Origin of the sequence: Maribacter aquimaris, from assembly GCF_014596745.1 — a bacterium.
GTDB lineage: Bacteria > Bacteroidota > Bacteroidia > Flavobacteriales > Flavobacteriaceae > Maribacter_A > Maribacter_A aquimaris.
Genome location: NZ_JABTCF010000016.1, coordinates 23093 through 35417 on the forward strand (window position 1 = coordinate 23093; position 12325 = coordinate 35417).

General features: G+C 40.8%; 8 protein-coding genes. 6 read left to right on the forward strand and 2 right to left on the reverse strand.

Annotation, left to right across the window (positions count from 1 at the left end):
• The first annotated feature begins 14 nt into the window (after positions 1–14).
• The 4 genes from HPE56_RS18915 (at position 15) to HPE56_RS18930 (ending at position 7409) form a co-directional block, all read left to right on the forward strand.
• Positions 15–3431, forward strand: a complete 3417-nt coding sequence (locus HPE56_RS18915; RefSeq protein WP_188245310.1) for a glycoside hydrolase family 38 N-terminal domain-containing protein — start codon at positions 15–17, stop codon at positions 3429–3431.
• A 23-nt stretch (positions 3432–3454) separates the two neighbouring features.
• Positions 3455–3883 carry a hypothetical protein gene (locus HPE56_RS18920; protein ID WP_188245311.1) on the forward strand — a complete coding sequence of 143 codons (429 nt, stop codon included), beginning with the start codon at positions 3455–3457 and terminating at the stop codon, positions 3881–3883.
• A complete protein-coding gene (locus tag HPE56_RS18925) occupies positions 3884–6550 on the forward strand; it encodes a GH92 family glycosyl hydrolase (protein WP_188245312.1) in 2667 nt (888 codons plus the stop codon). It abuts the gene before it with no gap.
• 568 nt (positions 6551–7118) lie between these two features.
• Positions 7119–7409: a DUF2188 domain-containing protein gene (locus HPE56_RS18930; RefSeq protein WP_188245313.1), complete on the forward strand. Its 291-nt coding sequence runs from the start codon at positions 7119–7121 to the stop codon at positions 7407–7409.
• 208 nt (positions 7410–7617) lie between these two features.
• On the opposite strand, the gene HPE56_RS18935 is transcribed toward HPE56_RS18930, so the two are convergent.
• Positions 7618–8382, reverse strand: coding sequence for a hypothetical protein (locus tag HPE56_RS18935; protein ID WP_188245314.1), 765 nt, complete (start codon positions 8380–8382; stop codon positions 7618–7620).
• Between the two features lie 484 nt (positions 8383–8866).
• On the opposite strand from HPE56_RS18935, the gene HPE56_RS18940 reads away from it, so the two are divergent.
• Positions 8867–9283, forward strand: coding sequence for an MFS transporter (locus HPE56_RS18940; RefSeq protein ID WP_188245315.1), 417 nt, complete (start codon positions 8867–8869; stop codon positions 9281–9283).
• Positions 9284–9340: 57 nt separating this feature from the next.
• Here HPE56_RS18940 and HPE56_RS18945 read toward each other — a convergent pair whose 3' ends face one another.
• Positions 9341–10174: a sialate O-acetylesterase gene (locus HPE56_RS18945; protein WP_188245316.1), complete on the reverse strand. Its 834-nt coding sequence runs from the start codon at positions 10172–10174 to the stop codon at positions 9341–9343.
• A gap of 606 nt (positions 10175–10780) precedes the next feature.
• Between HPE56_RS18945 and HPE56_RS18950 the strand changes: the two genes are divergently transcribed.
• Complete coding sequence (locus tag HPE56_RS18950; protein ID WP_188245317.1) at positions 10781–11884, forward strand: acyltransferase family protein; 1104 nt, start codon at positions 10781–10783, stop codon at positions 11882–11884.
• Positions 11885–12325 lie beyond the last annotated feature (441 nt).

The following is a 12325-nucleotide window of genomic DNA, read 5'->3' on the forward strand; positions in this document are numbered from 1 at the left end:
TATTACCCGCAGTCATGAAAAAATTGAATTATCTATTCGTAGCTTTATTATTATTGGGATTTACTCAGTCATTTTCACAAAACCAATACATCAATGGATATAAAAAAGATGTATCAGGATTGAATTTTGCCTATCCTTCACCCTATTCATATAACGACCAATGCTATTTGACAAGGGCGACCAAGGATGTTTCCTTTATGGAATGGGAAACCGAGGTTGTTCCTGAATCCTACAGTAAAAAAACGGTATCCTTTATTTGGCTTTATGGAATAGATGTTACGCCTCAAAGTGAGAATTTTGAATTATCCGTTAATGATAACGTCTTACTTACTTTTTCAAATCCCATGGGAAACATAGAAAAGACATGGAAAGTTTCGGGGGAAAGGGGCGTACAATTGGATTTTTATCAATCGATGATCGATAGTAATCAGGATCAAATGGGATATGCGGTACTCACGTTGCCAACTAAAATGATTACCCCAGGGCGTCCGGTAAAGCTTAAAGTAGATGGTGTTGACAATAACAGCAATGCTTGGTACATGACCTTTAAGCGGTCTCTTGAAAATGACTTTTCAGCAGAACAACTCAAGACGGTCAGAAAACAAAATGATCGCCTATACAATATGGTTCGATTTAACTATGTTCATTTGGGCAAACCCGAAAATGCAACGATTTGGGTCGATAACGAATCCAAAGTAGTTGATCTCAAAACTGGCTTGAATGAGATTGATTTTCTTGTTCCAAAAGTAAAGCACCCTACGACGGTGCAAACTAAGATTAAGGTAAGTGGAACCATAAAGGAGAAAATGGTTGAGCTTAATCCAGTGAAGGAATGGACCGTTTATCTTGTTCAACACAGCCATACCGATATTGGTTACACCCGTCAACAATCTGAAATCCTGGCGGAGCATTTGCGATATATTGATGATGCCCTTGATTTTTGTGACCAGACCGATGATTACCCCAAAGAATCCCAATTTCGATGGACCTGTGAGGTCTCATGGACCGTAAGGGAATATATCAACAGTCGTCCAAAACAGCAGGTAGACCGATTACTTAAAAGGATAAAGGAAGGTAGGATCGAGGTGGCAGGAATGTTCCTGAATTTTTCGGAAATCGTGGATGAAACCGCACTGGCGATTCAATTGGCAACCTTAAAGAATTTTAAGGAGCAGGGTATAGACGTAACCACGGCCATGCAAAACGATGTGAACGGCATTGGTTGGTGTTTGGCAGACATGTACCAGGACACAGGTGTTAAATATGTTTCAATGGGTGTACATGCGCATAGGGCCAGATTGCCGTTCAACAAACCTACTTCATTCTGGTGGGAATCCCCTTCAGGAAAACGTCTTTTAGCGTATCGAAGCGAACATTATATGCATGGTAATGCTCTTAGCCTTACCGCTGGGAGAATTGATGTCTTTAGGAATAATCTATCAAAATACCTTTCCAAATTAGAAAGCAAGGAATACCCTCTCGATCGGGTAGCTTTCCAATTTTCAGGATATACAACGGATAATTCGCCTCCATCAACTAAAGCCTGCGACATTGTAAAGGAATGGAACGAAAAGTATGAATGGCCCAAACTCAAATTGTCATTGGCAAGTGAATTTATGGTGTATGTTGATGAGCATTATCCTGATAAAATTGAGACAAAGCGGGAGGCCTGGCCCGATTGGTGGACCGATGGTTTTGGATCTGCCATGAAGGAAACCAAAACATCGCGAACAACACAAAGTCAAATGTTGGCGACCATGGGGCTACTTTCCATGGCCCAAGCCTCAGGAGCTGAAATACCGGATCAAATACATGATGATATTAGAAATTGCTACGACAATCTTCTATTGTACGGCGAACACACTTTTGGTGCCGCGGAAAGTATCACGGATCCGACAAGTAAGAATTCCATGGATCAGTGGAGCCAAAAATCGTCTTATGTATGGTCCGCGAATCAACAGGCCAATTTGCTTAGGGAAAAAGCGATCGGATTGATCCAACCGTACGTGGATATCCCAAGGGAACCGTCCGTTACGGTTTTTAATTCCTTAAACTGGAGTCGATCCGGTGTTGCGGAAGTTTTTATCGATCATGATATTTTGCCATTGGACAAATCGTATCGTATTGTAGATGGTAACGGTAAAAAAATCCCTGCCCAAATTATCAAGAGCCGTGGGGAAGGTAGTTATTGGGCACTATGGGTTAAAGATATCCCGGCCATGGGGTATGCTACCTACAAAATTGAGGTGTCGGACAAGCCCAATATTTTTAAGCCTAAGGTGTTACCCATTTCGAACACGGTCGAAAATGATTATTATAAGATAGTGATCGACGAGAATAATAATGGGCTGGCCAGTATCTTTGACAAGGAATTGGACAAAGAATTAATCGACCCCACCAGTAATTATAAGTTGGGCAGTTTTATTTATGAACTACTTGATAACAGGAGTGATCTTGAAAGGTTGACCAACATGTCCAGAGATACTGTATATAAACCCCTAAAAAAGGAAATTATACAGTTTTCCAATTTTAAAATCGTTGATATAAAAGATGGGGAACTCTGGAAAAGCATCAAGTGTAAAGCACAGATTCCTGAGTGTGCCGAAGCCTCGGGGGTTACTATTGAAATTCGTTTATATAACCATACCAAAGAAATTGAGTTGTTGTATAATATGAGAAAGCTTGCCAAGACAGACCCTGAGGGCGTATATATTGCATTTCCATTTACGGCCGATAATAATGGTAAACTCGCATTCGAAGTTCAGGGGGGCGTTGTTGAACCCGGGGAAAATCAAATAGGAGGTTCAGCTTCCGACTGGAATACCATACAGAACTTTGCGGCTGTCAAGTCAAACAATTCCCAAATAGTTTTTAGTAGTAATGATATTCCTTTGGTACAGTTTGGGGATATCAACACAGGTCGTTACTATTATAAAAACCATCCCAAAAACGGACATATATATTCATGGGTGCTCAATAATTATTGGACGACCAACTTTAAGGCCACTCAGTTTGGGGAGTTAGACTGGAAATACCAGATTACATCTTCCGCGGATAACTCGAACACTTTTGCAACAAAGTTTGGCTGGGGCAATCGGGTGCCTTTGGTTACCCGGACAAATTCGGGAAAATTGAACGCTACGACAAAACAAGAATCAAAATCCTTTATCGATTTAAATACGGTTGACAACCTATTGCTGGTTAGCTCGAGACTTACCCCTGAAGGTGATGGTATATTGTTGCACCTGAGGGAGACCGATGGAGACCATGCTATTTTGGATATTACGAAGTTGCTGCAAAATCCAAATATAAAGTCAGTCTATGAGGTGAATGTGTTGGGCGAAGAATTGCAAAAATTGACATCACCTTTATTAATTGAACATTTTGAAGCAAAATTTATTCTTCTAAAGACAGAGAAGAAATTGAATTAACAATCATAAAAATAGAACGTACAATGCAAAGACTACTAAAATCTGGAAAATGGGCTAATCTCCCAATGCGACCTGGGTTTGGTTCGTTTATGCACCCTACCGAGGAGAAGCTTACCCTTATTAAGCAGTTGGGGGTAGATGAGATCATTTTAAACATGTACAAGAACAATCTTATCGATACCAATTTTGATTCCTTGCCTTTACCGGGAGACCATCAATGGGAGTTTAAGGATTTGTTGATGCTCCGTAATACCGTTGAGAATGGAGAAATCAGATTACTGGCCTTGGAGAATATGCCATTTACGATGAGTGAAAGTCCGGGACAGATCAAAAGGCCATCGCCAATGATTGGGGAGCACGGAGCAGAAATTTTAAAGGAGATCGGATATGATGATGCGGCCATTGATAATTTGGTTTCAGAAAATATCATCAGTATTGAAAAAATCAATTAGATGAAACATTTAATTCAAAAGCGTATAGCGCTCTGCACCGTAGTATTGATATGTTTTAGTTGTAAGGAGCAGACCGGGGAAAATGGGGTGCAGCAGCAAAAAGGGCCGCTTCCCCAAAAGGAATATTTAAGCTATGTGGATACGCGTGTAGGTACCGCACCTAGTATTGCGGATGTCACGGTTACCGAAACGGAAGAACCTCTAGGGTATGTGTCTCCAATTTTGGGGTATCCCTCAGCATTGACCCATTGGACACCCCAAACCGCTAAATGGACAAATCGTGTCATTACGGTGCCCGTGCCTTACTGGTACGATCAGGAAAAAATTCAAGGTTTTCGAGGTACGCGATACCCCAATGGTGCTGTTGTTGGCGATTGGGGACCTATGTCTTTAATGCCTATGACGGGTAAAATTAAAATAGATGCTGATGTACGTGCTTCAAAATTCAGTCACGATTCTGAAGTTGCGAAACCGCATTATTACTCGGTTAAATTGGATGATTACGATATTAAGGCGGAGTTTACGGCAGCGGCAAAAACGGGATTCTTCCAATTTACGTATCCAGAATCCAAGTCTTCATCCGTCGTATTCGATGGGGTGTATGTTCCTGGATATTATAAGGTGATACCCGAAAAAAATGAGATTGAAGGTTATATGGTTATTGCCGGTCATTTCAGAAGTCATTTTGTGGCGAAGTTCAATAAGGGATTCGATAGTTATAATTTGGATATGCTGCCTAATGTGGTTGATAACGGTTTGGTTCCCAAAGGATTCAATGCAACCTATTACAACAACGATAAGTTGGAAGGTGAACCTGCTGCAGAAGAGCACTATTCCAAATTGAATTACGAATGGTTGAAAGCCCCTGTCAAAGGAATAAAGGACGATTTCTTTTCGGCCCGTTATACAGGCATCCTTGTAGGGAGGCACACCGGGGAACATACGTTTACGTTAACCACGGACGATGGTACCCGAATGTATGTCAACGACCAATTGGTCATTGATCAATGGAAGTATCGCGCAGCGGGAACAGAGTCCTATACCATGGGCCTTACAAAAGGAGAGGCGTATAAAATCCGTATAGAATATTACGATGGTTCAGGAGCTACGTCTATGCAATTCAGATGTTCTGAACCCGTGAAAGTGGATCCTAAATTGGGTCCTGAAATGGCCCTTAAAGGAACCGATGCGAAAGCTGTTTATGTGACTTTTGCGACCCAGGACCAAGAAAAAGTCAGGATGAAAGTGGGTACTTCCTTGATCAGTATAGACCAAGCCAGAGCCAATATGGAGGGGGAGTTTCCCGATTTCGATTTTGACAAGGCGGTAGCGAAGAGTGCCGGTGTTTGGGAAAAGGAATTGAATATGATCCAGGTGGAAGGTGCTGAGGATGATAAGGCCATTTTTTACACGGCATTGACCAAATGTTTCGTAAATCCACGGAATCTGAATGAGGATGGAAAATATTTTAGTCCGTTCGATTTTCAGGTTCACGAGGGCCAGATGTATACCGACCTTTCGATTTGGGATACGTTTAGATCGCTACATCCGCTTTGGGTTTTGGTAAAACCACAGGAAAGCACTGATATAATCAATGGTATGTTGAATGCATATAAGGAAGGGGGGTGGCTGCCGAAATGGCCAAATCCATGGTATCGCAGTATTATGATGGGCACCCATGCCGATGCCGTTATTGCTGATGCCTATGTAAAAGGCATACGGGGTTTTGATACCGATGTGGCCTTTAAGGCGATGCTGAAAAATGCCAATGTAAAAGGAGATCGTGGTTTTTCGGGTAGGGTCGGTATTGAATACTTTAATGAAATCGGCTACGTGCCCGCCGATGTTTATGGATTTTACGGTGAACCTGTCGCAAGAACATTGGAGTTCTCTTATGATGATTATTGTATCGCCCAAATGGCCAAGGCTTTGGGTAAGGAAGGGTATTATGATGATTTTATGCTGCGTTCAAAACGATATATCAATGTTTTGGATACGGAAACTGGTTTGGTCCGTGGTAAAAAATTAAATGGGGAATGGCTGCCTCCCTATGATAAAAGTATTAGTGTTTGGGCCCAAGGAACCGCGCATGACACAGAAGTATATTATAAGAACCATACGTTATTGGTGCCCCACGATATTCCCGGTTTAGCCGATTTTATGGGAGGCGAAGAAAAGTTGGTAAGTTATCTTGATGGGTTTTTTGAAAAGGATATGTACTATGTGGGCGACGAATTTTCAATGCACGCCCCCTATATGTACAACAGTTTGGGTCAACCTTGGAAAACACAAAAAGTGGTACGCGATATGTTGGCCAAGTACTTCTTTAATGATGTAGGGGGGTTACCGGGTAACGATGATTGTGGACAAGTATCCTCATGGTATGTTTTTGGTGCCATGGGCTTTTATCCCGCCTTACCGGGCGACCCTATCTATCAACTTTGTAGCCCTGTTTTCAATAAGGTGCAAATGAATGTGGGGAATGGAAAAGTATTCACGATTATTGCCAATAACAACTCCAAGGAGAATGCCTACATACAATCGGCAACGTTGAATGGTAAACCTTATAACCTAGGTTATATATCCCATGATGCGATTATTGCGGGTAGCGAATTGATTTTCGAGATGGGGCCAGAACCAAATACGACATGGGGAATTTCGAAGTAATGCATTAAGCGGAAAATTCCAAAAACCAAAAAATCATAAAGGAATAATGCCTTATATTTTCCACACCCCTGAACGGGGTCCTAAAGAAAGAACGGCCTATTTTTGATTTCGTTTTAAATCAAGTGGTTTCCGCATTGGGCTGGGGAAGCCGTCCAATGCGGATTTCACTTTAGTGAAAGCGGCCTAAACGGTGAGGAATTACACTTTAGATGTCCAGGGTATTGATTGTTGGTCGACAAGCCAAGGCTACTGCCGACCTCTCCTAACCAAGATACGTCGCACCTAGGTTGTTCGGTCCTGTTTCTTTTTATTCATCGGCATGTCTATTGTTTTTTAACGGTATTCATGAATGCTATGCTGCAAAAAAGAACAGAACACGAACTTCGGGATAGTTTATACTTTCTTTTTCCAATTCACACCCAACTTTTGGGATTGATCTGTTTTTGTTTTGATGGAATGTGGTGAAAGAAATGGCCGTCTTAGGATTGTGATAGCGATATCGGGAAACTGGGTTTCTTAAATTCTTTGTTGAAAAATAGTACCTTCGACATAGTTAATAAAAAATAAAATGCCCGAAAGCAATAGGTCCAGCTCTTGGATAGACGTATTGAGTGAATTGGTAGCCGTCTTTTTTAAAAGTATGCGTCTAAGCAAACGAGGAAGAACCTGGCATCAACACGTGGTACCCCATGAAAAGGGCTGGGCGGTTCGTCGCGAGGGCAACAAACGTATTACGTCTAGCCACCGACGCCAAGATACGGCCATTCATAACGCAAAACGATTGGCTCGGAAACACAAGGCCGATGTGATCATCCATAGGGCGGATGGTACCATACGGGACCGTATTGGATATGACTGATTCCTATTGCTGACAAATGGATTGCTTTTCCCTTCATGTCTCGTGATCGCAATGACACTCCAACTGCTTTTTAAAAAGGGACTTTCCTCTTTTTTGTATCTGACGGGTATCACAAGGTTTACCTTATTTATAAACATAAAAAAAGGCTCGGATTTCTTATTTGAAAATCCAAGCCTTTTTTCGTTTTCACGAAGTTCTGAAGGGCCTCTTATTCTACATAGGTAAATGTAGTGGTAAAGGTATCTTGCTCTTCGTAATCTGAAGAAACGGCGGTTACCGTTGCAGAGGTTGGATAATTATCTTCATCATATACATAATTGGCGTTTATGGTATAAACAATTTCACCTTCCTCATCTTTATAAACGATCTGTGATAGGTTATTTACTGGAAAAAGCAATCGCGCTTGAACAATTTCAGGTAATTGTGGGTTAATACTGAAATTCAACTGAACACCATCTAGGACATCGATAAGACCACCGGCCTTTAATGTATAATAAAAAGGGTTAGGGGCATCATCATAGACCAATTCGGCCGTGTACAGTTTTGTTACGTAGTCATCGGTATTGTAATCATATTCTTCCTCACGAAATTCAAGTAGTTTAGGGTTTCCGTTTTCATCATACTCAAGCACATCCCCAGTTTCAAAAGCATCGTAAGGGGATTCATAAAGCTCTTCCATGTTAAAGGTATCGCCTCCACCGGAGATATTTGTCAATTCACTATTCTCATAAACGAAAATACTGGTATCCTCTCCTGTGGTAATGGTGTTCAGAGAACCATTGGTGTTATAGGATAACACGATATTTTCATTCTCATCGGAATCCTGTGCGGAAACAAGCGACATCGATTTTATTAATTTTTGCTCAATATTGCCATTAGCTTCTTCAAAGTCATCGGAAGCCGAGTCGTCACTGCAACTTAATGCGAGCATTGAAGCACAACAAAGAGTTAAGGAATACATTGTTTTTCTCATAATGATTAAAATTTATTTGTTTGCGTTGTTGGGTATTATTGAAGTTTTTCCGGCTCTATCAAATCTATGGATTTGATTATCATTTCTTTATCTTATAAAGTACTGATAGTGCCGTAATTTTCTTTCAATACTTGTTCCGTTTTTTATGGGGTATGAACGCTGGAAAGGGCCTTTTTATTTTGTCCTTTTTATGAATTTTCATGGTAAAAACTGAAGTGAGGTTTTTTAAAAATAACCTTATGGAATTTTATTTATTTTGCGATTTATTTTATTGGATAGTCTTACAGGTAGTTACAGATAATCAATAGGGATAATGTTGTGAAATTAGTGAGGGATCAGTACCTTTTCCATAGCATAAAACAAATGAAAAACAATAGGATTAAATTAGGCCGAGTATACTAACAATGGGATAAACTTGTTTTATCCTAAGTAATATTATAATACATATATAATCGATAGACATAACCAATTAAACGACCTTTTTATGAAAGAAAAACTAAAAGTCCTTAAAATTTTACATATCGCCCTTTGTGTGGGGATGGTGCTTGCCTATCTGTATATAGGCAATCTTACTTCGCTCGACTTTTTAACATTTCCCGAATTGGATACGGAGGTGATGGTGTATTTATGCATTCCCATTGCGGCTATTTTTCTGGGGAATTTTCTTTTTCGGTCCCAATTGGATAAGATAGACCACAAAAAGAGTTTGGAGGAAAAAATACCATTTTATCAAGGTGCATCCTTGGTACGATGGGCCATTTTGGAGGGTGCGGCCTTAATTATCCTATTCATGAAGGCCGATCTAGTGATCCTTGGTATTTTCATTATTGCATATATGATTTTCCTGCATCCAACTGAAGCACGGATAAAACAAGACCTTAAGCATACTACGGTGAGGTAAAACCCTAGCGATGGGGATCATTTAATAATACATACTTCGTACAGGGCCATAACTTGACTATTCAACACCTTCCAAAGACAGCATTTTTTCGGCATATCGGGCGCCTAATTGGCGAACGCCCTCCGAATTGAAATGTACATGGTCTTCCCTCACAGGGCAACCTTCAGAAGAAATCACATGGGCTGTAGGTATTGTTTCAGGCAAGGTGTTCATGATAGGGTTCATACTGGCGCAGACACCGTTTTGGTCTTCACCGACAACCTCGCCGGCCAATAAGGGTACCTCTTCGGCAGTAAGCCCTAAATCAGCCAACATATTGTTATATACTTTTTGAACATAATTTGGCCATTGGTGATTGTCCTTATTTGTTTCACCCTGATGCAGGAGAATGCCTTTGATAACGCCATCTTTTTGGGCTTTTTTGGCCATTGTTATAAGACGTTCATATGGGTTTCCACCATAGGCGGCGATCTTATCGGTAAACCAGGCTTCCTTATAGGTCTCCGTATAATCCTCGTAAATAGCCTTATCGAATAAGCGAATATCACATCCGCCAATGGCAACATTGATTACCCCTACCGAAATACTATCCGGTAGTTTTTTAATCATGGTACGCCCAAAGTAATCGGCAGGGGAGAGTCCCGTCCAGCATTGGCTCAATGGGGGCACTGCGGTGTACCAAAACCCTTTTTGCTTGCCGACATCCGGACAGTCGGTAGCAGGCATTACCTTAAAACGACTGCTTACGATGAGGTCTTGGGGCTCTATCGTAGCAGAGCCTTCCATATTTGATTGCCCAAAGCATAGGTAAACATGGAGATTGGGGTCTTGGGAAAAGACTTTTATGGTAGTCATGATCAATATCAAAAAAGGGAGTACAGGTGTTTTCATTCCTTAATTTCTTTGTACAAAAGGGATTATTAAAGCTGCTTTCTACATATAACAAAATACAGGGCAAAGCAGCTGATAATCAAAAGTAAGAAAAGTAACCGATTGTTTTTTTGCCAAACCAACCCAACCAAGGCTTTATTTTTTCTTTCCATAATTTGACGATTGGAATAATGAAGGGCATTACCCGCGGGATATTAATGCGACGATAGCGTTGATCCTCCTTGCCTTCCGCATTCTTACCCTACATGTATACAGGGAGGATAAGGTTTGTATCACACCGGTTCAGGGAAGCCAATCACGGCACAAGGAAGATGTGAGACAGGCGTAAATCTTGATAATCAACAGAAAACCAGTGTGATCGACTAACCTTCCAGCATTAATAAAAAGGGTAGGCTAGGGTTTACGAAAAATCGAATAAAAGCTTTTATTCAGAAACACGTGGGTTGTCCTAGGGGAAAATAGAAGGTTTAATATGGATTGGAGTAACTTTTATTTCCTATCTTTTTCGTCGTTTATTGGTGCTAATTAATTTCCAAGGACTTTTGAGAATTGCTATTTCATCCATAGTTATCCCCAAGTATTGGAGAGATAAATAATACAAATGATATGGCCAAAGTACAAGAACCATCCAACAATCGACTTCTTTCCCTTGATTTTTATCGGGGGGTAACGATGTTTTTGCTCATAGCGGAGTTCTCTCACCTGTTTACATATATGGTGGCTCCCGAATTTGAAGGAACTATTATACACGCGTTAGGGGAACAGTTTCATCATATGGAATGGGAAGGTATGCATTTTTGGGACCTGATCCAGCCATTTTTTATGTTCATAGTAGGGGTTGCCATGCCATTGTCATTCCATAAAAGAATTGCCAGGGGTGAAACCTACAATCAAGTTTTTAAACACGCCCTAAAAAGGGCATTTTTAATGTTGGTGTTGGGTTGGGCCTTATACTGTATAGATCCTGGGAAAATCGTCTTTAGGTTCCAAAACGTACTTGCCCAGCTTTCGGTGACCTATATTTTGGCATTTATCATATTAAAAAGGCCCGTAGCTGTTCAAATCGCTTTTTCTGTTTTTCTGATTCTTATTTCAGAGTCCCTTTACAGGCTTTTCCCTTTGGAAGGCTTTAATCATGCATTTCTCCCCGGCGAAAACTTTGGTGCTTGGTTCAATATCCTTATTTCAGGGAAGGAAGATGGCGGCCATTGGGCAATGTTCAATGCCATACCTACTGCAGCCCATACGATTTGGGGTGTTTTAGCAGGCCAATTGATGATGGGTAATAAGACCGATAAGGGAAAGTTACAGATTCTTGTGGTAACGGGTCTTTTAGGACTGATAATAGGATTTGGCCTAAGCCCAATTACCCCAATCATCAAACGTATCTCAACAAGTACGTTTGTCTTTGCCAGTGGTGGATGGTCAATCCTAGCACTCGCCTTAAGTTATTGGTTGATCGATATGAGGAAGTATCAGAAAGGGGTCCTGTTTTTCGCGATTGTTGGAATGAACCCATTATTTATCTATCTCTTTGCCCATGTGGGCGGGGCAGATTTAATCAGGAAAATCGTACTCCCCTTTTCAAATGCCATTTTCGCAGGGATGGGGGAGGTATATGCCATGCTCATCTTAAGCATTATTGTACTTTTCTTCCTTTGGTATCTTTGTTATTGGTTATACAAAAAGAGGATTTACATCAAGATATAAATAATCGAACTGTTGGAATCCGCAGTATCAAAACGGATAGTGAACAATGGATGTTTCCCAAATGTCTGCTGCCTTAAAAGGGTTGTACCTTGAATATGGCAATGGTTTTTTATTGCAGTCCTTTAAGCATACTAAATCGTTCCACTCGATTATTTGGGGTATAAACCCCTAAATTTCGTTGAAACTACAACGCCCTTTTGTTTTATCGGATAAAATCTGGTTTTAGTCCAAAACCAAAACGCATATGATAATTCACCTGTAATATTGCCACTCCAAATTAAAATTTACAGCTGATGCGAACGAGGATTAATTATGTTGAGATAGGAAGGTTTTTGATTTGTTTGGGACTTTCATGGATCGCTTGGATGGGGATGTACCATACCGGTTCCATTTTTTAGTCCATACAAGACAACAAAGACCTGAAACCACTGTGAGGGACAT

Excerpts from the sequence above, each read along its gene's own strand:
- HPE56_RS18950 (WP_188245317.1), top strand. The coding sequence starts at position 10,781 with ATGGCCAAAGTACAAGAACCATCCAACAATCGACTTCTTTCCCTTGAT.
- HPE56_RS18945 (WP_188245316.1), bottom strand. The coding sequence starts at position 10,174 with ATGAAAACACCTGTACTCCCTTTTTTGATATTGATCATGACTACCATA.
- HPE56_RS18935 (WP_188245314.1), bottom strand. The coding sequence starts at position 8,382 with ATGAGAAAAACAATGTATTCCTTAACTCTTTGTTGTGCTTCAATGCTC.
- HPE56_RS18920 (WP_188245311.1), top strand. The coding sequence starts at position 3,455 with ATGCAAAGACTACTAAAATCTGGAAAATGGGCTAATCTCCCAATGCGA.
- HPE56_RS18925 (WP_188245312.1), top strand. The coding sequence starts at position 3,884 with ATGAAACATTTAATTCAAAAGCGTATAGCGCTCTGCACCGTAGTATTG.
- HPE56_RS18915 (WP_188245310.1), top strand. The coding sequence starts at position 15 with ATGAAAAAATTGAATTATCTATTCGTAGCTTTATTATTATTGGGATTT.
- HPE56_RS18930 (WP_188245313.1), top strand. The coding sequence starts at position 7,119 with ATGCCCGAAAGCAATAGGTCCAGCTCTTGGATAGACGTATTGAGTGAA.
- HPE56_RS18940 (WP_188245315.1), top strand. The coding sequence starts at position 8,867 with ATGAAAGAAAAACTAAAAGTCCTTAAAATTTTACATATCGCCCTTTGT.